Source organism: Microcoleus sp. C2D2, from assembly GCF_036702495.1.
Taxonomy (GTDB): Bacteria; Cyanobacteriota; Cyanobacteriia; order Cyanobacteriales; family Microcoleaceae; genus Microcoleus.
Window position 1 is genome coordinate 23047 of sequence record NZ_JAUBTO010000007.1, and the last position, 22725, is coordinate 45771.

18 protein-coding genes and 1 pseudogene are annotated in these 22725 nt (G+C 46.8%); 7 read left to right on the top strand and 12 right to left on the bottom strand.

Translation table 11 applies throughout. From position 1 onward, the window contains the following. Positions 1-169 precede the first annotated feature (169 nt). Complete coding sequence (gene fghA / locus QUB61_RS04110) at positions 170-1024, bottom strand: S-formylglutathione hydrolase (RefSeq protein ID WP_333124257.1); 855 nt, start codon at positions 1022-1024, stop codon at positions 170-172. Between the two features lie 193 nt (positions 1025-1217). Beyond that, on the bottom strand, positions 1218-2327 hold the full coding sequence (locus QUB61_RS04115; protein WP_333124262.1) for an S-(hydroxymethyl)glutathione dehydrogenase/class III alcohol dehydrogenase: 1110 nt from the start codon (positions 2325-2327) through the stop codon (positions 1218-1220). A gap of 78 nt (positions 2328-2405) precedes the next feature. On the opposite strand from QUB61_RS04115, the gene QUB61_RS04120 reads away from it, so the two are divergent. Further along, complete coding sequence (locus tag QUB61_RS04120; protein WP_333124265.1) at positions 2406-3089, top strand: SDR family NAD(P)-dependent oxidoreductase; 684 nt, start codon at positions 2406-2408, stop codon at positions 3087-3089. A 5-nt stretch (positions 3090-3094) separates the two neighbouring features. On the opposite strand, the gene QUB61_RS04125 is transcribed toward QUB61_RS04120, so the two are convergent. Further along, the gene (locus QUB61_RS04125; RefSeq protein WP_333124268.1) at positions 3095-4216 is read right to left on the bottom strand and encodes a transposase; all 1122 of its coding nucleotides are present in this window, start codon (positions 4214-4216) and stop codon (positions 3095-3097) included. A 464-nt stretch (positions 4217-4680) separates the two neighbouring features. Here QUB61_RS04125 and fni point away from each other — a divergent pair, with 464 nt between their 5' ends. Further along, entirely contained in the window at positions 4681-5730 is a 1050-nt protein-coding gene (gene fni / locus QUB61_RS04130) for a type 2 isopentenyl-diphosphate Delta-isomerase (protein ID WP_333124270.1), read from the top strand. Positions 5731-6145: 415 nt separating this feature from the next. Next, entirely contained in the window at positions 6146-7966 is a 1821-nt protein-coding gene (gene sppA, locus QUB61_RS04135; RefSeq protein WP_333124272.1) for a signal peptide peptidase SppA, read from the top strand. 233 nt (positions 7967-8199) lie between these two features. On the opposite strand, the gene QUB61_RS04140 is transcribed toward sppA, so the two are convergent. Continuing rightward, positions 8200-8475 carry a GlsB/YeaQ/YmgE family stress response membrane protein gene (locus QUB61_RS04140; RefSeq protein ID WP_333124275.1) on the bottom strand — a complete coding sequence of 92 codons (276 nt, stop codon included), beginning with the start codon at positions 8473-8475 and terminating at the stop codon, positions 8200-8202. 299 nt (positions 8476-8774) lie between these two features. Here QUB61_RS04140 and QUB61_RS04145 point away from each other — a divergent pair, with 299 nt between their 5' ends. After that, entirely contained in the window at positions 8775-9962 is a 1188-nt protein-coding gene (locus QUB61_RS04145) for a tetratricopeptide repeat protein (RefSeq protein ID WP_333124277.1), read from the top strand. 126 nt (positions 9963-10088) lie between these two features. Here QUB61_RS04145 and QUB61_RS04150 read toward each other — a convergent pair whose 3' ends face one another. Further along, positions 10089-10799 carry a carbonic anhydrase gene (locus tag QUB61_RS04150; protein WP_333124280.1) on the bottom strand — a complete coding sequence of 237 codons (711 nt, stop codon included), beginning with the start codon at positions 10797-10799 and terminating at the stop codon, positions 10089-10091. A gap of 1127 nt (positions 10800-11926) precedes the next feature. Here QUB61_RS04150 and QUB61_RS04155 point away from each other — a divergent pair. Then, entirely contained in the window at positions 11927-12742 is an 816-nt protein-coding gene (locus QUB61_RS04155) for an MOSC N-terminal beta barrel domain-containing protein (RefSeq protein ID WP_333124282.1), read from the top strand. Positions 12743-12761: 19 nt separating this feature from the next. Here QUB61_RS04155 and ylqF read toward each other — a convergent pair whose 3' ends face one another. Both ylqF and QUB61_RS04165 read right to left on the bottom strand, forming a co-directional pair. Continuing rightward, the gene (ylqF, locus tag QUB61_RS04160; RefSeq protein ID WP_333124284.1) at positions 12762-13616 is read right to left on the bottom strand and encodes a ribosome biogenesis GTPase YlqF; all 855 of its coding nucleotides are present in this window, start codon (positions 13614-13616) and stop codon (positions 12762-12764) included. A gap of 433 nt (positions 13617-14049) precedes the next feature. Further along, the gene (locus QUB61_RS04165; protein ID WP_333124287.1) at positions 14050-14463 is read right to left on the bottom strand and encodes a universal stress protein; all 414 of its coding nucleotides are present in this window, start codon (positions 14461-14463) and stop codon (positions 14050-14052) included. 184 nt (positions 14464-14647) lie between these two features. On the opposite strand from QUB61_RS04165, the gene QUB61_RS04170 reads away from it, so the two are divergent. Together QUB61_RS04170 and QUB61_RS04175 are read left to right on the top strand one after the other, a co-directional pair. Then, positions 14648-15847 (top strand): phosphoglycerate kinase, encoded by a 1200-nt coding sequence (locus QUB61_RS04170; RefSeq protein WP_333124290.1) that lies wholly within the window; start codon positions 14648-14650, stop codon positions 15845-15847. Positions 15848-16038: 191 nt separating this feature from the next. After that, on the top strand, positions 16039-16755 hold the full coding sequence (locus tag QUB61_RS04175; RefSeq protein WP_333124292.1) for a pentapeptide repeat-containing protein: 717 nt from the start codon (positions 16039-16041) through the stop codon (positions 16753-16755). 319 nt (positions 16756-17074) lie between these two features. On the opposite strand, the gene QUB61_RS04180 is transcribed toward QUB61_RS04175, so the two are convergent. The 5 genes and pseudogenes from QUB61_RS04180 to QUB61_RS39755 all read right to left on the bottom strand — a co-directional run. Next, entirely contained in the window at positions 17075-17740 is a 666-nt protein-coding gene (locus QUB61_RS04180) for a response regulator (RefSeq protein ID WP_333124487.1), read from the bottom strand. A 314-nt stretch (positions 17741-18054) separates the two neighbouring features. Further along, the gene (locus QUB61_RS04185) at positions 18055-19401 is read right to left on the bottom strand and encodes an EAL domain-containing response regulator (RefSeq protein ID WP_333124293.1); all 1347 of its coding nucleotides are present in this window, start codon (positions 19399-19401) and stop codon (positions 18055-18057) included. A 596-nt stretch (positions 19402-19997) separates the two neighbouring features. Continuing rightward, positions 19998-20267: a hypothetical protein gene (locus tag QUB61_RS04190; RefSeq protein ID WP_333124296.1), complete on the bottom strand. Its 270-nt coding sequence runs from the start codon at positions 20265-20267 to the stop codon at positions 19998-20000. Positions 20268-20490: 223 nt separating this feature from the next. Beyond that, positions 20491-22395, bottom strand: coding sequence for a serine/threonine-protein kinase (locus QUB61_RS04195; RefSeq protein WP_333124299.1), 1905 nt, complete (start codon positions 22393-22395; stop codon positions 20491-20493). Between the two features lie 132 nt (positions 22396-22527). Continuing rightward, a pseudogene (locus tag QUB61_RS39755) lies at positions 22528-22656 on the bottom strand (IS200/IS605 family transposase); the annotation flags it as partial. Positions 22657-22725: the final 69 nt, after the last annotated feature.

Consider the following 22725-nt stretch of genomic DNA (forward strand, 5'->3'; position numbering starts at 1 on the left):
TTTCACTCGTCACTCGTTACCAGGCTCTGCCTGGTAAAGCAGATCCGGAGGCTCTGCCTCCACATTTCAGGGCAGCGATTCGAGGCAGAGCCTCTAGATATCGGTTCCCAGGCAGAGCCTAAGAACCAGTTGTTGTGAAGCAGGCATCTTGCCTGCTTCCTGCTAGGAACTACCCGCACAAAACAGCCGCGTGATGGCGAATGTGATCCTCCATAAAACTCGCGATCGAATAATAGCTGTGATCGTAACCTTCCTGCATCCTTAAAGTTAGCGGCTGTCCCGCTTTTTCACAAGCTGCCCCGAACACTTCCGGCAACAACTGCCCGTCAGCAAGAAACGAATCCGCAGTGCCGCAGTCAATCAGAATCGGACCGTTGTATTGCGCCTCAAGCACCAATTCGCTAGCATCCCAAGCCCTCCAAATCTCTTTGTCGCTGCCGAGGTAGTTTGTAAAAGCTTTTTGTCCCCAAGGGCAGCGCATTGGCGCGGAAATAGGCGCAAAAGCGGAAACTGAAAGATAGCGAGATCCATTTTTCAAAGCACAAATTAAAGCCCCGTGTCCGCCCATCGAATGACCGAAAATTCCCTGTTTTTCCGGTAGCGCTGGAAAATTTTCGGCGATTAAATTCGGTAATTCATCAACCACATAACTGTACATTCGATAGTGAGCATTCCAAGGTGCGGCTGTCGCATCAACATAAAAACCCGCACCACTTCCTAAATCCCAATCGTCCTCTTCCCCAGGAATACCAGTATTGCGCGGGCTAGTGTCGGGCGCAACCAGCATTAACCCGTATTTTGCCGCAAATTGTTGCGCCCCCGCTTTTGCCATAAAGTTCTCTTCTGTGCAGGTTAAACCTGATAGAAAATACAAAACTGGTACGGCTTGATATTGGGCTTGCGGCGGTTGGTAAACGGCGAATTTCATTTCGCTATTGCAGGCTGAAGATTGATGGCTGTAAAATCCGAGTTTGCCGCCGAAGCTTTTATGTTCTTTGTGCTGTTTTAAGGATTCGGATATCATATTAATTGTATTTCTTTTCTGAATGGGATTTTTTTTAACCGCAGAGGGCGCAGAGGGCGCAGAGGAAGAGAGAAGTTATGTCGGGTGCGCGGAAGAGTACCTTCTTCCTTCTTCCTGACATCCGTTACATCCGTTACATCCGTTACATCCGTTACATCCCGTACATTGCTCGTTGCCGAACTTCCTTCTTCCTTCAAAAAGTCAAAACTGTGCGAATTGCTTCACCTTTGTGCATCAAATCAAAGGCTTCATTAATTTTGTCGATCGGCATTACCTGAGTTACCAGGCTGTCAATATCAATTTTACCGTCCATGTACCAATCAACAATCTTAGGAACATCAGTTCTGCCTTTCGCGCCGCCAAAAGCCGTCCCTTTCCAAACCCTACCAGTTACTAGCTGAAACGGGCGGGTGCTAATTTCTTGACCGGCTCCCGCTACCCCGACAATTACGCTCACGCCCCAACCTTTGTGGCAGCATTCCAAAGCTTGCCGCATCACATTAATGTTGCCGATACATTCAAAACTGTAATCAGCTCCGCCTTTGGTTAAATCTACCAAATAAGGCACTAAATCGCCTTCCACTTCGCGGGGATTGACAAAGTGAGTCATGCCGAATTTTTGGGCCATCTCTCGCTTATTCGGATTCAAGTCTACGCCGACAATCATGTTAGCTCCCACCATGCGAGCCGCTTGAATTACATTCAAACCCACGCCGCCCAAACCGAAAACTACCACATTAGAACCCGGTTCTACTTTCGCAGTATTTATGACAGCGCCGATGCCAGTTGTTACGCCGCAGCCGATCAAACAAACTTTATCAAAAGGAGCATCTTCGCGAATTTTTGCTACTGCAATTTCCGGCAATACTGTATAATTAGCGAAGGTAGAAGTTCCCATGTAATGGTAAAGTTTCTGCCCGTCTATGGAAAACCTGCTCGTGCCGTCGGGCATCACTCCCTGGCCTTGAGTCACGCGAATTGCTTGACAGAGATTTGTTTTGCGGCTCAAACAATATTCGCAGTTGCGGCATTCGGGAATGTAGAGAGGAATTACCCGATCGCCCACTTTGACGCTCGTTACTCCCGCCCCAACTTCTGCGACAATCCCGGCTCCCTCGTGGCCTAAGATAGCAGGAAACAAACCTTCGGGATCGGCCCCGGAAAGAGTGTAAGCGTCAGTGTGACAAACACCGGTGGCTTTAATTTCCACCAACACCTCTCCAGCCCTCGGCCCATCTAGGTCAACCGTTTCAATGCTCAAAGGTTTGCCTGCACTGCGAGCAACTGCTGCTTTTACTTTCATGCTTTCCCCCTGCGATCGATTTGTCAATTGACCCGTCAAGATGTATTGTATTACTTAATGTCAAAATTAAGCAAATTAATGACAAAATTAATTGTAATTACCGGGGTGAGTCGCGGTCTTGGTCTTGCCATGACCGAAAGCTTTATTGAATTGGGACATACAGTTTTGGGATGCGCCCGTTCTTCCGAAGGGGTGGAAAAGCTCAAACAAAAATATAGTACGCCCCACCATTTTACTTGTTTGGATGTCGCCAACGACGAGCAAGTAAAAGCTTGGGCAACAGAACTGCTGGCAAATTACTCGCCGCCAGATTTGCTGATTAATAACGCAGCTTTAGCCAACAATCTCGCGCCTCTTTGGAAGGTTAGTAACGAAGAATTTTCCCAGCTAATTGATGTTAATATTAAAGGCACAGCTAATGTAATTCGCCACTTTGTCCCGGCAATGATTGCTCGAAAAAGCGGCATAATTGTCAACTTTAGTTCTCTTTGGGGAAGGTCAACTTCGCCGGAAGTCGCGCCCTATTGCGCTTCTAAGTGGGCAATAGAAGGACTTACGCAATCGCTCGCTCAAGAATTGCCCGAAGGTATGGCAGCGGTTCCTTTGAGTCCGGGGATAATCCACACAGATATGCTGGACATTTGTTTCGGCGAAGATGCGGCAAATTACCCGTCTCCCAAAGCATGGGTGCAAAAAGCAGTTCCTTTTTTACTGAACTTGGAACCTTCAGATAACGGAATGCCGGTGAGTGTTCCTGGTTGACATACTCACCGCCCTAAAAGTGCGGTGATTCTTGACGCTTCTTTGGGGTCTGCTACAGAAGTAGTCTTACGTCCCCTCTGCGTCCGTTTAGAGTCGTAACAATGCCCTATCCCGACTTTATTTATATTTTTGGCTGCGTTCTCATCTCTATCGTGAGTTGTACCGCAGCTTAAACAGGTAATAGTTCTGACTTTGAGGTCTAATTTACCCCATCGATAGTCACATTTAGAACAGACTTGGCTTGTAGGTTCCCACCGGCTAATTACCCTAAACTCCCGACTAAAATTGTCGGATTTAGCTTCACAGAGCCCCCGAAATTCTCTCCATCCTTGAGAGCTAATCGCTCTAGCTAAGCGCCGATTCTTAACCTGGCCCGACACGTTGAGGTCTGACAAAACAATCACTTGGTTTTCGTTGACTATTTTGGTTGATAGTTTGTGCAAAAAGTCTTTGCGGATATCAGTAACTTGATTGTGCAACTTAGCAATTTGAATGCGGGTCTTCTGACGGCGTTTTGAGTCTTTTTGTTGCCGAGCATATCGGCGCTGCAACTTCCTGATTTTGCGCTCCGATTTTGAGTAGTCTGGACTTTTAACCTGCGTTCCGTCGCTGAGAGTAGCGAAGGTTTTTAAACCAAAATCAATGCCAATTGAAGGATTAATGGGCTCTAAATCTTGAGGTTCTACATCTACTACAAAACTTAGAAAATACCGATTGGCACAGTCCTTAATTACTGTTACCGAACTAGGTTTTGAGGGCAATTCCCTAGACCTAATAGGACTGACCAACCCTATTTTTGCCAAGTAAACTTGAGTTCCTTTAAGATAAAATCCCGACTTAGCAAACTCCGCTGATTGATTGTTGGTCTTCTTCTTAAACTTAGGCGCTCCAACTTTCCCCCCTTTTCTCTTGCCATTATGGGAATCAAAAAAGTTCTTGTAAGCCGTGGCTAGATGCCTCAAAGACTGCTGCAAAGGAACAGCCGAAACCTGGTTTAACCAAACTCTTGATTCGGTCTTTTTGGTACTGGTTAATAGTGCAGATAGTTGGTTGTAGTTTGGTAGTTTATCAGCAGATTTGCACAAAGCTAAGGCATCATTCCACACCACTCTCACGCAACCAAACAACCGCAGCTCAGCTCAATCGCTGTTGGTCTGTGGGGTAGAATCTGTATTGATATCTTGCTTTCATCGTCCAATCTGTCAGCGTCGTTTTCATTGTACAATGTACAATATATTACAGTGAGAAAGCAACAAATATCTGGGAAAAATACAATACTAAAAGCCTGCCACGCTCAGAAGGGGTTTCAGCCCTCCGCTTCGCTCCGCCCAATTTTCTGATAAACAGAGGCGCCTCTAAATTTTATAGTCAAGTTTGATGAAAATCTTGTGGGGTGGGTGTCGCGCCCGCCCGAAAAATACAACTTATCTGGGGGAAAGCTTAATATAGCAACCCTTGCAGGATGTGCCAACATCTCTTTTTTCTTCTCCTCTGCGCCCTCAGCGCTCTCTGCGGTTCATAAAAAAAAATCTCAAAAATGAAATAAAATTGCTATATTCCCAACTCAAAACTCTTTCCCCAAATAGCCACAGTGAACTCGCCGCTAACCTCGCCCTCGCAAACCGAAACCCGCAAAGCAGACCACCTGCGGATCTGCCTCGAAGAAGACGTACAATTTCGCGAAACTACCAGCGGACTCGAACGCTACCGTTTTGCTCACTGCTGTTTGCCAGAACTCGATCGCACCGAAATCGATTTAACCTCCACATTTCTCGGCAAAAAATTAGCCGTTCCCCTGCTAATTTCCTCGATGACCGGTGGCACAGAATTAGCCCAGACAATCAATTATCGCCTCGCCGATGTCGCTCAAGAATACAAACTGGCAATGGGAGTCGGTTCCCAGCGAATCGCCGTAGAAAATCCTCAACTGGCGGCTACATTTGCCGTCCGGCACCGCGCTCCAGATATTCTGCTATTTGCCAACATCGGAGCGGTTCAATTAAACTACAATTACGGTTTAGAACAGTGCCAAAAAATTATTGATATTCTCGAAGCAGATGCCCTAATTTTGCACCTCAATCCGCTGCAAGAGTGCATTCAAACCGAAGGCGATACTAACTTTAAAGGACTGCTAGAGAAAATTGCCAAATTGTGCGAGAAATTACCAATACCAGTTATTGCTAAAGAAGTCGGCAACGGTATTTCAGGAAACATGGCAAAGAAATTGCTCGCCGCCGGGGTAGCTGCGATCGACATTGCCGGAGCAGGAGGCACTTCTTGGGCGAAAATAGAAGGAGAGCGAGCTAAAGATAGCAAGCAGCGCAGGTTAGGCGCAACCTTTGCCGACTGGGGAATACCGACAGCCGAGTGCATTGTCAGCACCCGCGCCGTAGCGCCGGATGTTCCCCTGATTGCCTCTGGAGGCTTGCAAAACGGGTTGGATGCAGCCAAGACGATCGCCCTTGGCGCGGATATTGCGGGACTGGCGCGGCCGTTTCTACAAGCTGCCGCGGAATCGGAATCAGCAGCAGCCCTCCTAGCTGAGGTCTTAATTGCAGAAATCGCCACCGTGATGTTCTGTACGGGCTGCGCTAACTTGGATGAGTTAAAACATTCTGGGGTTTTGGAAAGGTTAAGATAAAAGTGGGTGAGCAGTCAGCAGTTATTAGTCAACAGTCATTAGTCAACAGTCATTAGTCAACAGTCATTAGTCAACAGTCAACAGTCATTAGTCAGCAGTCATTAGTCAACAGTCAACAGTCATTAGTTAATAACTAACGACAGCGGATAATTGCTACATCCTACTTGCAGCAATGACCAATAATATCGTTTCCGGTGGCATGGGAATAATATTTTGCCGAGTGCAGTGCGAGCGTCTCGCTCGCGTGCGGGGACGCTTGTACGCTCAGTATCATTCCTCTCTAACCGGATGTGATATAACTAATAACTAATAACTAATGACTAATGACTAATGACTAATGACTAATGACTAATGACTAATGACTAATAACTAATGACTAATGACCGATCGCTAATTACCAATTACCAATTATCTAATGAAAGATTTCCTAAAATATACCTGTGCAAGTTTGCTGGGAACCTTCCTAGGATTGTTGCTGCTGGGCAGCATCGGATTGGGGGGACTGGTACTGCTAATTGCTGTCGCGGCATCGTCGTCTAAACATTCAGGCCCGCAAGTTAAAGATAAGTCTGTATTGGTATTAGACCTTTCTTTAAATATTACTGACAGCAAACCGATCCGCAGCACTAGCGCAGCGATTCAAGATGTGCTTTCGGACGATGGCGCCAATGCTGTGACGCTGCGGACTGTTTTAGACACGATCGAATCTGCGAAAAAAGACCCGAAAATCGTTGGCATTTATCTCGAAGGCAGTTCGGATTCGAGCAGCAGCGGGTTTGCCAATCTCAAAGAAGTTCGATCGGCATTACAGCGTTTCCGAGATGCCAAAAAACCCATCTTTGCTTACCAAATGGACTGGAACGAGCGAGATTATTACCTCGGTTCAGTTGCCAATACAATTGCTGTCAATCCTTACGGATCTCTAGAAATCAACGGTTTTAGCAGTCAGGCAATGTTTTTCACCGGTGCTTTGGAGAAATACGGCCTGGGAGTACAAGTGACTCGCGTCGGCAAATACAAGTCAGCCGTTGAGCCGTTTTTGCTCACAAAAATGAGTCCCGAAAATCGCCAGCAAACTCAAAAGTTGCTCGGAGATATGTGGGGAGAATACCTGACAACAGTCGGACCCAACCGCAAAGTGACCGTTGGGCAACTGCAAGCGGTTGCAGAGAAGGGCGGAATTTTGATGGCTGACGAAGCTCTCAAAAGCAAGTTAGTTGATAAAGTTGTATACTTTGACGAAATTGCCGCGGAACTTAAAAAACTCACAGGAACCGATCGCGAAAACAAATCTTTCAAGCAAATTAGTGTGAAAAACTATGCGAGAATTGCTGAAGATAAAAAATCAACTCGCGCTAACAAGAAAAACCAAATTGCTGTACTTTACGCCGAGGGAGAAATTGTAGACGGCGAAGGGGGCCCGACTGAAGTAGGAGGCGATCGCATCGCTCAAGAAATGCGGAAAATCCGAGAAGATGACGACGTAAAAGCAGTAGTTTTGCGCGTCAACAGTCCCGGAGGCAGCGCGACAGCGGCCGAAGTCATTGGGCGCGAAGTTATGCTGACGGGCAAAAAGAAACCAGTTATCGTTTCGATGGGCAATTTAGCAGCCTCCGGCGGCTATTGGATTTCGATGGGTTCCAACCGCATTTTTGCCGAACCCAATACGATTACCGGTTCCATCGGCGTTTTTGGAATGCTGTTCAACGCCGAAAAGTTGGCTGCTAACAACGGCCTGACTTGGGACGTTGTGAAAACCGCCCGCTTTGCGGATATTAACACGGTTTCCCGCCCGAAAAATCCTCAAGAATTGGCGAATATTCAGAGAATAGTCGATCGCATTTACGATCGATTTATTACTAAAGTCGCCGACTCCCGCAAACTGCCGAAAAACAAGGTACAAGAAATTGCTCAAGGCAGGGTGTGGTCTGGTACGGCCGCGAAACAGTTGGGTTTAGTCGATGAAATTGGCGGCTTTGAAGATGCTGTCGCAGAGGCGGCGAAGCAAGCTAAACTCGGCGACGATTGGCAATTGGAAGAATATCCAAAACGCCGCAGTTTCGAGGAGCAAATTTTGGCAAGACTTTCAGGCGTTCGCGTTTTGCAACCAGCCGCCAAACTCGACCCGCTGACTGCTGAAGTGAAGAAAATGCAGGAGGAATTGGCTGCGATCGAGTCGATGAACGACCCGCACGGGATTTATGTTCGCTTGCCTTTCACTTTGCGGATTGATTAATGAAGTGATACCCAATCCGAGATTTTTACCGCTTTATTCTTCAGTCCCCCTCTGTTCGGACGAAAGCTTGACTGTTGAGCGGTTTCAACCGCCGAGTCCGATCGGGGTTTTTAAGGCAGATTTGGTATGAGTAGGCTACCTGGGCCTACAAACAAATGATAAACCCGGTTTCTTCAAGAAACCGGGTTTCTGAATACCCTGAAAGTCGATCGGCTCCGAAGTGGCAATATTTGTTATGCAGCACGCTGAGTTAACAATCCCCAGATGAAAAGTACCACTATCGCACCTACGACTGCAAAAGCTATGCTGGGTAGAGTTATTGCCCCGAAGGAAGCTCCCCCGCTCGTCCCGAGCAAGACTTGACCTAGATAACCTCCTACTAGCGCGCCTACAATTCCTAAGCCTGTTGTGGCCAGAAAACCGCCACCTTGAGTTCCCGGATAAATCGCTTTGGCGATCGCACCGGCAATCAGTCCTAAAACGATCCAAGCAATAATACCGCCTATCATGTCTTTTTCTCCTGAATGCTTAACTTTCTTAGTGCCTTGTCTTATGTTCTTAGAATAACAACCCCGCTCCGGCCCTTACCTCTACCGTAGGGAGGAACCGAAAGTGGTAGGATTTCTCATGAATCGTCCGAGTTTGAGGCTTCTTAATCTCTCAAAAGAGTTAACCCACTTTTTCAAGGAAAGAAAGGTATTTATGCTCAAAGCAAAAGGGAAATAGGAGAATTTTTTCTGGGACTTTGTGTGTTTGGCTGGTTAAAAAAATTACAATAATTCTGTGAAATGAGGAAAGTTGGCGCCCGATGAATCTGACTCTGTGCACGATCGTGAAGAATGAAGAGGCAACACTGTCGCGGACTTTGGACAGCGTTAAGGGTGTTGTTGACGAAATGGTGGTGGTGGATACGGGCTCGCGCGATCGCACTCGTGAAATTGCCCGAGAATTCGGGGCGAGGGTTTATGACTTTGAATGGTGCGACGACTTCGCAGCGGCGCGCAACGAGTGTCTCAAGCACGCCCAGGGCGACTGGATTTTGGTGTTGGATGCCGATGAGGTTTTGGTACCGGAGATTGTACCTCAAATCAAGCAGGCAATTGGGAGCGATCGGCTGCTGCTAATCAATCTCATCCGTCAAGAAATCGGTGCCTCTCAATCTCCCTATTCCCTAGTGTCGCGCTTGTTTCGCAATCGCCTCGATATCCGCTTTTCTCGCCCTTACCACGCAATGGTAGACGACAGCGTGGCTGAGATTTTGCACAGGGAACCAAAATGGAAAATAGCTTCTCTCCCCGATGTGGCGATTTGGCACTCTGGTTATCAAAAAGATGCGATCGCAGCAAAAGGTAAATTCCAAAAAGCTCAAGCAGCAATGGAACGCTATCTCGCTTATTATCCAAACGATGCTTATGCTTGTAGCAAATTAGGGGCTTTGTATGTAGAAACCGGGCAAATCGGGCGGGGAATTAATTTATTAACCAAGGGCTTGACTGCTGCGAAAAATGATGATTCTATTGTTTACGAACTCAACTATCATTTGGGAATTGCTTATAGCCAGCAGCAGCAATTTGTTAAAGCAAAAGAACACTATCAAGCGGCGATTAATACAGATGTGATCCCCGCGCTCAAGTTGGGCGCTTACAATAATTTGGGCAATTTGCTCAAAGATGAAGGAGATTTGAAATCTGCTGAAAAAGCTTACAAAGCAGCTTTAAAAATTGACCCGAATTTTGGAGCAGGTCACTACAACTTGGGACTGACCCTGAAGGCAGCCGGAAATTTAGCAGATGCGATCGCCTATTACCGACAAGCCATTAAAATCAATCCAGAACACGCCGAAGCTCATCAAAACTTGGCAGTAGCCCTGTTGAAAATTGGCAAAATGCCAGAAAGTTTAGCAGAATTCAAAAGAGCGATCGCCCTTCACGAACAGCGCCGCCCCTTTGAAGCAGAACGCCTGCGCCGGGGACTGCAAGAAATGGGTTTAATCTAAACTTGCATATCTACTTTCTCGTTAGCAAGTAATTTGTAGGGGCAATCCCCGATGGTTGCCCCTGGCGAGTCCAAGGGGTAGACACTCTTGGCACTAGCCTACAAATTCTGACAATTACCAGCAAAATCAAGCAATTATCTCTACTTTGCCGCTATCCAAATCGTAGCGGGCACCAACAACTTTAAGCTGGCGCGCTTTGACGGCTGCTGCTAAAAGAGGCGACGAGGATTTTAAATTATTTACATTCATTTTCACATTAGCTCTGACTGCGTTATCCCAGGCATCGCCCCCTCGATTTTTTGTGGCATCAACTGCCGGTTGAATCGCCGCCACCAAAGTGCCAATGTGACCCGGCACAGCTTTGCCATCTAAAGCTGCTTTAACAGCACCGCAGCGTTCGTGGCCCAGAATTACTAATAGCGGAACGCCTAATTCTAATGTGGCATATTCTATATTACCGAGAACCACATCGTCGAGAAAATTTCCAGCTACTCGGATATCAAATAAATCCCCCAATCCTTGGTCGAAAATAATTTCGGGAGCAACCCGCGAATCAGAACAAGCCAGGATGGTTGCAAACGGATGTTGACCCTGTGCTACTTCTACAATTCGCGATCGAGCTTGGTCGGGAAATGTCCGTTTTTGCTGAATGTAGCGTTGATTCCCCTCCATCAATTTCTCGAGAGCGCCGTCGGGACTAATGTCAGAGATTTCCTGTGCATTTGCGGCTTGGGCTTGTAAAAGCGTAGGTGCAAAGCTTGCCGCCAGCATCCCTGCACCAGCCCTCAACATTAAATTGCGCCGCGAAATCATGCCTGTTCTTTCGCTTTCAGTCATAAAAAAACTCCGTAAGTTTGATACTCCCCACGGCTGAAGCCACGGGGATTCTTGAATGAATCCGAAAACTCTCAAAGGCGTTATCAAAGCACCTCTATACGCTCAAAACAACTACCAGTACAAAGGGTATTGCAATTGCGCTTACTTTTAAATTGTGTTTGCTTTCATAATCCATCACAATGCCAGATAGGTACGCTTCACACTCTGTCATTACTTGTCAGTTGTACAGGCTTACTACTCCTCAAGAGTGTGGTGGCTCACTGTGCCGGGATTTCTCCGATACTAGAGTGTTTCAACACGTAGATGGTTGTTTTACTTGCAATCTAATTCTAATACAACCTTTCAATCAGTTGTGTAAAGAAATATTGAAGGCGGTTGAAACCGCAGCCGACTTCCTCCCCGTGTCTAAAGCCAGGGGCTTCCGTCTCGTTTTTCGGTGAAACGAGGGTCCCAAAGAGTGCCCGCCTGGTAAATTACCCTTCGGCTACGCTGTTCCTGAGGGTAGTCGAAGGGCAGGGCATCGCGCGGGCGGTTTCAACCGCCGTGAATCTTTCCATTACACGGGGATTGCTAGATTCGGTGTAATGAATGTACTGCACTTTCACTCTTGACAATTACCATGGAGAATGGAGCAATCAGCTCACGCATAATGTTTGCTCTTTCGAGCCTCTATCAGAGGGGTGATGTTAGCTTGCGCCTTAGTTTACGGTCGGTACTATATTTAGAAAACTGATTTAACCCAATAAATCTGTTCAATCCTAAATTTCGCGATTCCAGGAACTAGCTCCGTACTCCTTGGTAGGTCTTTAAAATCTTAGCGTTAACGTAGTACCCAGGTACGCATGACTGTCAACTGTGGTTTAAGTCAAAGGCCTTAAGCGAGCGTATGTTTAGACCAGGGTCGTTGACTGCTTGCAACTCGGTTCAATTGTTTGTATTTTATAGCATAATATCTACCCGAAGCTCAGTCAGACTTCTTTATTTTTTCTTTACAAGCAGCTTCGGCAAAATTTAAACGTCAGAAAAGCGGCCCCTTGTTATTTCATAAAGCTAACTGCGGTCATCCTTCTGCCTGCACAGGATGCTAGAATCTATCTAAAACGACAATTATTTATAAATAAATCGAAATGTCTTACGTCGCCAGCATTCATATCTATCCGGTCAAGTCCCTTGACGGCATAGCTGTCAGTCAAGCAACTATTCTTGCCAGCGGATCTCTAGAAGGCGATCGCTCTTTGGCAATCTGCGATGAAGCAGGAGAATTTGTTAACACTAAGCGCAACAGCGGACTCCATTTTCTGCGCTTATCATTTGATATTAAAAACAGAATGGCCTGCCTGAAAATACAAGACACCGAACAAGAAATATTTTTTCATGTAGATAGAGAACGCCCAGGGATAGAAGATTGGTTGAGCAACTACTTTGGTTTCCCCGTCAAATTAATTGAAAACTTGCTGACAGGCTTTCCCGACGATACCGCTGCGCCCGGGCCAAGCATTATCAGTACCGAAACAATCGCCGAAGTTGCATCTTGGTTTCCGAGAGTTTGCGTTAACGAGATGCGCCATCGCTTGCGAGCTAATATTGAAATAGGAGATGTCCCGGCTTTTTGGGAAAACCAACTTTTCCCACAAGCTGATGAAATTGTCAGGTTTAAAATAGGGACAGTAATATTTGAAGGTATTAATCCCCGTCAGCCGTGTCTCCTATCTACGCGAAATTATGCAGCGAAAGAAAGTTATTCAAATTTTAAAAATATACTAAGAGCCAAGCAGAAGCAAATCATGCCTGACTTGGTAAAGAGAGGGCATTTTAATCACTTTAGTCAGCTGATAGTTAAGACGCGAGTGCCACCTCAAGCAGCAGAAAAAATAGTACGCATAGGAGACGAAGTTCAAATTCTGGGCGTCAGAAAATCCCTATTTAATACCATTGCTGATTAGTTGTATGGCACGAGTCCTATCAAGTCGGCGGCAACTCCAAAGCAAGCTGACCCAACACACCCGTTCTAAAATCGTTTAACATCTGCCGCGCCGTTCGTTCGACATCTCCTTTATACCTGTCTTTTGCTACCTCGTGCAAATAATCTTCACCATTACTAGAGGCTGCATCTAATTTATAGCGGGATTTGAAACCAGATAGCGATATCAACGTTTCATCAGCCGCCTCCAGCCCTTGGAGCAAATCTACCATCGCTGCTGCTACTACCTGATTGTCGTAAGCTGCTTCGCCAATATCTTCGCAAATAGCTAATTTTATGGCATTTTCTTGATTGTTAATTCGGGTGGGGATGACTCCGGGGGCGTCTAATAATTCAATTTCGTCAGAAATGCGAATCCATCGGAGCGATTTAGTGACTCCAGCTCTGCGGGCACTGTCCACCACTCTCCGCCCTAACAGCCGATTAATTAAAGCAGATTTTCCGACATTTGGAAAGCCCATCACCACTGCACGGACTGGACGGGGCAGCATACCTCGATCGAACCTTCTTTTATTTAGCTGCACCCCAGCATTCTGCACGGCATCCGCCACATCATCTACTCCTTGACCGTGCTCGGCATTAGTAAAATACGCAGTTTCCCCCTGGGCCTCAAACCATGTTTCCCACGCCTCGCGCGCGCGAGGCGCAATCATATCCATGCGGTTGATGACCAATACTCGCGCCTTGCCACCCACCCAACTCGGCATTTGGGGGTGATAAGTAGCCAATGGAATGCGGGCATCTCGGACTTCGAGAACCACATCTACCCGCTTTAGCTGTTCTTTTAATGCCCGTTCAGCTTTGGCAATGTGACCGGGATACCATTGAATTTTCATTAGTTATTAGTTATTAGTCGTTAGTCATTAGTCATTAGTCATTAGTCAGCAGTCATTAGTCATTAGTCAGCAGTCATTAGTCAGCAGTCATTAGTCATCAGTCATCAGTCATTAGTCATTAGTCATTAGTCATTAGTGATATCAAATCCGGTTAAATCGGAATGATAACTAGCGTGCGCGAGTCCCGCGGAGCCAAGCTGAACCAGAGTGCTGAACTCGGAAAATTATGCTTCCCATGCAACCGGACACGATATCAGCAGTCAGCAGTCATTAGTCACCAGCCATTAGTCGCTGTGTCAGGGGGGGTTTACGCATACCCTGGATGTACATAATAGATACGGGTGAACCCGCCCCTACAGAATCTAGGTTTATTTAGTCCGACACGATATAACACGTGACTAATGACTAATGACTAATGACTAATGACTAATGACTAAGGCACAATCAAAACTGAACAAGGAGACAGATTGATCACCCGATTGGTAACGCTGTCAGACGCCCCATCATCGGTTAAACCCATCCCCCGACAGCCCATCACAATCAAATCGGCCCCAATTTCGTCAGCCACATCACAAATCGTGAAAGCCGGTTTGCCTTCTCGCTCAATGATTTCAGCTTCGATTCCCTGCTGGGAAAACATCGATTGGGCCTCAGACAGCAGTTTGGCGACTGCTTCGGGGGAACTCATCACCTCTCGCGCCGGGGAGTCGGCCTCCTCGGCTGGGGGCTCGACTACCGACAGAATAACTAAACGAGAAGCGTAGGTTTTCACAATATTGACAACCTTTTCCGCGGCTTCGCGGGCTTCTCGGCTTTGATCGACAGGAAATAAGACAGTCTTGAACATAGTGCGCATCTCCCGGACGCGGACTCCGATAAAATGTTTACGTTGAGCCAATCAGTGCCGTTTGTTTCATCTTCCGTTTTTTGTACGGACGCGGTTGAATGCGTCCGAGGCCCCAAGTGCAAGTGACCAGTGCCGCCATTTCAACGGAATTAGACAAAAACACCCATATTAGGAGGTTAATCCTGTGACAAAAAAAACTGTAGCAAATTTATCGGCATCGGACTTATCGGGCAAACGGGTATTGGTGCGGGCGGACTTTAATGTGCCGCTCGACAACGGCAGTATCACCGATGATACTCGCATCCGGGCTGCTCTGCCGACAATTCAAGATTTAGCGTCTAAGGGTGCTAAGGTCATTTTGTGCAGCCACTTCGGGCGCCCCAAGGGCGTGACGGAGAAGTTGCGCTTAACGCCCGTTGCTGTGCGGCTGTCGGAATTGTTGGGCAAAGAGGTCAAAAAGACTGACGACTGCATCGGCGATGAAGTCGCTGCTACAGTCGCGGCGATGCAAGATGGCGATGTGCTGTTGCTAGAAAATGTGCGCTTCTACCCAGAGGAGGAGGCAAACGACCCAGAATTTGCTAAGAAGTTAGCTTCTGTGGCGGATTTGTATGTCAATGATGCTTTTGGTACGGCTCACCGGGCTCACGCTTCTACTGAGGGCGTTACTAAGTATCTGAGTCCTTCTGTGGCTGGGTTTTTGATGGAGAAGGAACTGCAATATCTCGGCAGTGCGATCGACAATCCCCAGCGTCCTTTGGCTGCTATTATCGGCGGTTCTAAGGTTTCTAGCAAGATTGGAGTCATTGAAAAACTGCTGGAAAAGTGCGACAAACTACTGTTGGGCGGCGGCATGGTTTTCACGTTCTACAAGGCTCGCGGCTTGAGCGTTGGCAAGTCTTTGGTGGAAAATGACAAGCTGGAATTGGCTAAGTCTTTGGAAGAGAAGGCGAAGAAACGGGGAGTTACTTTTCTGTTACCTACTGATGTGGTAGTTGCTGATAAGTTTGATGCGGCGGCTAACACTCAAACTGTTCCTGTAGAAAGCATCCCGGAAGGTTGGATGGGTTTGGATATCGGCCCGGATTCAGTAAAAACTTTCCAAGATGCTTTGGCCGATTGCAAAACTGTAATCTGGAACGGGCCGATGGGCGTGTTTGAGATAGATAAGTTTGCTGTTGGAACCACAGGTATTGCTCGTTCTTTGGCTGGACTTACTAAAACTGGTACTACCACAATTATCGGTGGTGGTGACTCGGTGGCGGCTGTGGAACAGTTGAAGTTAGGCGAACAAATGAGCCACATTTCCACTGGTGGCGGTGCTAGTTTGGAACTGCTCGAAGGTAAGGAATTGCCTGGTGTTGCGGCTTTGGATGAGGCTTAATTAAGTTAAGTAGGGCGGGCTTTGCCCGCCTTGCTGGAAGCAGGTCTAAATCTTTGGCTGCGAATCATTTTTTTGAAGATTTACCGCAGAGGGCGCAGAGAACGCAGAGGAAGAGAAAAGAGAGAAGGATATGGGTTTAAAGTCTACAGTTTGCTAGTATAATTAATCCGAAGTAGCAGTGAGGTTTGTTTGTGAAACTTAAAATCTTGGCAACTGTAACGGCAAGTTTAGCTTTGTTTTGGCTTGCAGCTCCCGTTAAAGCTCAAAATCCAGATCATGTCAGGCAATTGCTGGAAGCTAATGAGTGCGAGGGCTGTGATTTGAGAAATGCTGATTTGTTTAAGGCTAGCTTGTACAGAGCGAATTTAAGAGGAGCCGATTTAAGCGGAGCAAATCTCTATGAAGCTAATTTGTTGGAAGCGGATTTAAGTGATGCTAATTTGTCTAATGCTAATTTAGTCAACGCCGAGATGTACGGTGCTGACTTGGACAGTGCTAATCTGCGGAATGCGAATTTGTCTAATGCTTTTTTGGGGCGAGCGAATCTGACGAATGCTGATTTGCGCGGTGCTAAACTTTTTAATGCGAATCTGGGCGAAGCTTATCTGCTGCAAGTTAATTTGTCGAATGCGGATTTGAGGCGCTCGCTGCTGTTTAGAGTTAATTTGACTCGTGCGAATTTGAGCGGGGCGGATATGTCTTTCGCTGACATACGCGATACTAATTTGCAGAATGCTATTCTGTCAAATACCAGGCTTCCTAACGCTCAATTGAGCGGTACAAATATCGATGCGGCTAATAACGTGCGGCAGGCTGATTTTGAACGTGCCAACTTTCGGGGTACGAATTTGGGGCCGGGGGTTTGTGTCATCACTAGTTTTCCTGATTGCGTTTTGAATTTGGAATAATCTGCCTGCTGAGTGCGTCAGCCGCGATTAATTTGGCAGCTACGGGAGTTTTTGACCCCGCCCAGAAACGGATACCGTGCCACGTAATTCTGTCGTGGAAAGATAAAAATTTTAGAGTCTTGTTCAAGCTCCCAGATTAATCTGTGGAGTAAATCTAAAATCTCAAATCTAAAATCGACTGTCGTGGAAAGATAAAAATTTTAGGTCCTAGTTCAAGCTCCCAGATTAATCTGTGGAGTAAATCTCTAAAATCTAAAATCTAAAATCTAAAATCGACTGACTGACTGACTGGCTGGCGCACCCTAGGTTGAGATTCGAGCTAAGTTTGCGGTGGTTTGTATCCCTTTTCTAGGGCAAATCTCACAAGCTGGGCTCGATTTTCTAGCTGTAATTTGCTGAAAATGCTGCCTAAATGAGCTTGCACAGTCCGGGGGCTAATAAACAGCCGATCGCTAATTTGTTTGTTAGTATAACCCTGAATAACTTCCCAAAAAACTCTTTCCTCGGCTGGTGTTAAAGGCAAAGGTGCAGGTGCTGGCAATACTGCCATAGCTTTTGGCTCCACCGCCCTAACGGTAGAAGTTTGAAGCAGTCGTACAATCTCGGCGTGAATGCGGTGAGAGCGCTCTAACTGCGCCTTCACCTTAGCTAACATTTCTTCAGACTGAAAAGGTTTTACCAGATAATCATCAGCGCCGATCGAGTGACCTTCAACTTTTGACTCTATCTCGCCTTGACCTGACAAAAATATAAACGGCACCAACTGTCCCAAACGGGTAGTGCGTAAACGGCGACAAAACTCAAACCCGTCCATTTCCGGCATCATGACATCTGAAATTACCAAATCTGGGGGGGCATTTTCAAAAATCGAGAGCGCCTCAACCCCTGAATTAGCGCATTCAACCCGATATCCTTGACTTTCCAAATACATTGCTAAGACTGTTTGACAGTCTGCTTCGTCGTCAACTACTAATATTCTTTCCATGAGAGGCTTGCACCAAATCCAGTTGGACAGTTCTTGAAACTGCGGCTCCCAAAGTAGGAACTTCAATGAGTTTACCTGCTGCAAGTTGATAAAAGCTCGCAATTTCAAGACGCCACAATTCCTCAAATAGTCCAATTACGGGCGCCGATCGCATAAAATGGGAAGAAGTTAAGGAATGTTGGGCTAAAATTTCCTTCTTTTATTCATCTCTCCAAAAAAGCTACAACTTTTTATGATATAACGTCAACTTTTCTGCAGTAAATAGAAGGTAAAAGAAAGAATATTTTTCTATTATACAGAAATTTTGGTGACACTTACACTATTCCTAGACCAGACATGGAAAGGTTTTTAGATTTTTCGGGTTCGGACTCAGGTACAAAAGGGACAACGCGAGCAGGTGCTGCTGCTGGGGGCTGCGCGAACAAACGCGGGTCGGCAATCAACATACTTTCAATTATCGGTGCTGGTTCGGGGCGGCTGAACAGATATCCCTGCATGATATCGCACTGATGTTGTTTCAAAAAATCTAGTTCTGCTTCTGTTTCCACTCCCTCAGCAATTACTGTCATACTCAAACTGTGACCCAGTAAAATTACTGCTGTAGTAATAGCAGCATTTTGAGTATCTTCGTTGGCATTACGGACGAAAATTCGATCGATCTTTAAACTGTCAAAAGCAAATTGCTTGAGATATCCTAAAGTAGCGTAACCGGTGCCGAAGTCGTCAATAGCAATCCGAATTCCTAGAGCTTTAAGTTCGTTTAAAGTAGCGCCTGCTACTGTCGCATTTTCCACCAACGCGCTTTCGGTCATTTCTAATTCTAAATTAGTAGGCTCCAAGCCGGTAGTTTCCAATATTTGCACGATTCGCGCCTTGAGTTCCGGGTCGGACAACTGCCGGGCAGACAAATTTACTGATATTCTAAAAGGCGAAAACCCCGCCGCCAGCCAACTAGCGGCTTGAGCGCAAGCTGAAAGCAGTACCCACTCGCCAATCTGAATAATTAAACCTGTTTCTTCTGCTAAGGGAATAAATTCTCCGGGAGAAATTATACCTCGATCGGGATTTTGCCAGCGCACTAAAGCTTCGGCGCCGATAACTTGGCCGTTCGCAATATTCACCTGTGGCTGATAATATACCTGAAACTCACCTTGTGCCAAAGCGTGGCGCAGCAAAGCTTCGAGAGCAAACTTTTCAGGAGAGAGGCTTGTAACCTTGGTCGAGTCGTTAACTAAATCTTTGAGTCTGGCTTCTGCTTGGCGAAGCGCAACGGTCAGCGGTTGAGTAATAGTTTGCCGTTTCAAGACGCGAGAAGCAATGGCTCCTAGCAATTCAGCCTTGGTAAACGGCTTTGTCAGGTAATCGTCGGCCCCCAATTCCATCCCCCGACGAAAATCGGTTTTGTCACTTTGAGCCGTGAGGAAAATAAATGGAATTGTTGCAGCTAGCGAGTTTTGCCGCAGAGTCCGCAACACGTCATAACCGTCTAGTTCCGGCATCTGCACATCGCACAAAATTAAATCAGGTATCTCCGAAAGTGCCATCTGCACTCCAACTCGACCGTTCTCGGCTGCAATGACCCGGTAGTTGTGAGATTCCAGGAGTTGCAGAAGAGTTTCCCGAATTAATTCGTCGTCTTCAATCACCAAAATTTTGAGCATGATAATTAGATAACAGATCGCACTATATATCTGAAACTGACTAACTCTAGCATACTCAAACTAGAGAATTAGTAATTCGGCCAATTAGCCAATAAATGATTAGCCAAATGGCTGAATATTTCCCGTCTGTTCTTAAGTCACAATAAAAGAACTGCCAAAAGTAGGAACATTTCGAGATCTTTCAAGAGCCGAAAACTGCGGCGCGAGACTCGTTTGATAAACTTTTATTACAAATTAACCGTGGTTTCTCATAAAAAAATGCCACCAACACTGTCACTGCGTCGATGGCGCTAATCACTCAGGCAATCTCTTATTTGATGTCCGGTTAATTGCTCATAATTAGCCAGTGTTTGTAGTTAGGACTTTTGTTTTCTGTCGATGGATGCATCAGGACGCTGCCTCCTGCTTCCGTCCAAAAACGGATACTTGCGAAGGACAACAGTCCTGGAGAGAGCAAAATTTTAGACTCTTGTTCGCGCTGCCAGATTCATCTGTGAAGTCAATCTCAAATCTCAAATCTCAAATCTCAAATCTACAATCGACTGACGGAGAACTTAATTATGGTTGTATAACCGGACATCATATTATGATGTGCCTTAATTCACAGGCTTAGTGGAATTCGCGCAAAACTTGGAATCTACAATTGTAGAAGTGATACTGACAGCCTGCATTGATGATGACGGAATTATCTGGTCTTGCGGAACTACCACCGTCTTTTTACAAACAAGCTCGCTACTGCCTACAGAGGCAAAGTTCCAAGCATAAAATTCGGGAGTGCTGACTGTCGCATTGGCCGGATGTAAACCTAGTGCAGTCACTAATACTAATCCAAAAGTCACTAAAGCTACGATCGCGAATCTCAGCATATTCTTTGTTTGAACAGGATAACTTACCCGATCGGTATTACCTTATTATTGCTCGGGTGGATAGAAAGCGTCAATCGATTTTAGATTTTAGATTTTAGATTTTAGATTGAAGCATTGACCCCAGGGATAAATTCGGGGGGCAAGTTTCATCGGATACAGGTTTTTTATTTCTGGACGGATGAATCCGGGGGCTTGTATCCTGGATGCTTTCGGTCAATAGCAGTTATTCGGCCGTCAGCTTCAACTCGTAAGCGATCGGCTCAGATGCTTGAGAAACTACCACGAATTCATAATAACCAGCATCATCCAGCAATCCAGACCAACTAAGCCCCTCTGCATCTTCCAGCAACGCTCGCGCGCCCTTTGTCCGCCCCGGAGTATAAATTGACAGTAGAGTAGATTGGCGCGGTGCTTGCAAATTCACGCGCAAAGTTTGATTTTGAGCGAACCGGGCAATGTAAGCTTTCCCTTCTCCGGGTTTGAGATTGCCTGTGAGGCTTTTGCTGTTCGATCGGCGGTTAAATTCAACGCTCTCGACAGTTGCTCCAGCTTGCAAAGATGCGAGGGCGTCAGCGGTAATTGCTTGCCAAATTTGTCCGATCGGCAAACCAATGAGATTGCGATCGCGCGGCTGTTCTGGAAACCAATAAAAGAATTTAGCATCAGCCAAATCGTACAAAGCCCGGCTGCTCAAATTCAGCTTGTTAACCTCCGTTTTCGAGCGATCGAGATCGGTGGTGTCGTAAGTACCCAACCGCGCTCTAGCGTCGCTGCTGAGGTTTTCCAGCTTGTCGAGCAACTCGTCGCCGATTTTCTGCCACCTTTCGCGCCACTGGCGATCGTCATCGCCTTCTTTTAACAGCCGTCCGCCCAATTCGGGGTATTTGGCATAGAAAGTCTCGTCCACAAGGTTGACGTAACCGTTATAGAATCGATCGTCAATTTTGAGCTTTACAAAGCGAGCTTGCAAAGCATCTTCTTGCTGCTGCTTCGGGCTTGGAGGCTGGGAACCTTTCTGCACTTTTGATTGCAGATTTAACAAAGAATTGCCCGCCAACCAGCCAATTCCCCCCATACTTGAGAGCACCGCCACCACAAACAAAACCATTTTCCAAGCAGGCATCTTTTGCTGATTGCCAATAACAGCAACTCGCACCGGAGTTCCCGGCAGTTTTGGCGCGGGGGCCGGCACGGGTATAGGCGAGAGATCCGGCGGCTGCGCGGGCCCAAAATCCGGGGCTGGCGGCAAAGGTGGCTGTAAAGGCGGATTCCCCGAGAGAGCGAGCATTACCTCGCGAGCCGAGGAGTAACGCTGGCTCGGCTGTTGAGCAAGCATTTTATCCAGCACCAGGGACAAATTCGGAGACAGAGAACATTCCGCCCGCCAGTTCCAATGCAGCGTCTGGCTGTCGAGCAACTGATGCGGTTCCTTCCCCGTCAGCAACACTAAAACCGTGGCCGCCAGGGCGTACAAATCGCTGTGGGGATAGACGATGCCCATCTGCATCTGTTCGACGGGAGCGTAGCCGAGCTTGCCGATGCGTGTCGCGGGGGCGGGAGTGCCGTTAGCCTCAGCGAAAAGAGACTCTACGGTGGCGGCGACTTGTTTTACTCCGCCGAAGTCGATGAGCACTGGCATTCCGTCAGACAGCCGCAGAATCAGGTTGTCCGGGGAGATGTCGCGGTGAAGCACTCCTAGAGAGTGAATGTATTCGAGCACGGGCAAAATCTGGATCAGCAGTTGATTGATTTCTGCTTCTATGAACCGCAAACCCTGACGCTTGCGGGCGTCGAGCAGAAAGCGGTAGGTTTGACCGGGCACGTAGTCTTGGACGAGAAATAGGTAGCCTCGATCGCTGATACTGACGCGGAAGAGTTCGCGGAAGCGCGGGATTTGATTGTGTTGCAGCTTGTAGAGGACTCCCGCTTCCCGCTCGAACAGTTCCTCGGATTTTTGTAAAGCGTAACTTCCGTGTACTTGGGGCGCAAATTCTTTTAAAACGCAGGGTTCGTTAAATCGGTGGGCGTCTTCTGCTAGGTAGGTGCGTCCGAAGCCTCCGTGTCCCAATTCGCGGACGATGCGGTAGTGATTGTTGAGAGTTATGCCGGGGTAGATGGGATTGTTCATAAAAAATTATACGGGATGCGGGAAACGAGCGTGACTTTAGTCCTGAGAGGTAAGCGACTCGGGGGACTTCAGTCCCCGTGTTCTTTCTTAGTCGATCAAATGATGCGGATCTTCTATGTATTTCTTCACAACTCAACTACTAATATTACCTGCGGTAGTAACAAAATAGCCGCTCGTCCATAAGGACGGCAGCTATTTTAGTTTTAGGATGTGGGTTCTCAAATAATAATTAAAACTATCTTCAAAAAGCTTAACCACTAACGAAATATACCACTTGGTTCAGGTGATAATAACATAAAGTTTTGTTGTTATAGCTTGACTTATTTACTA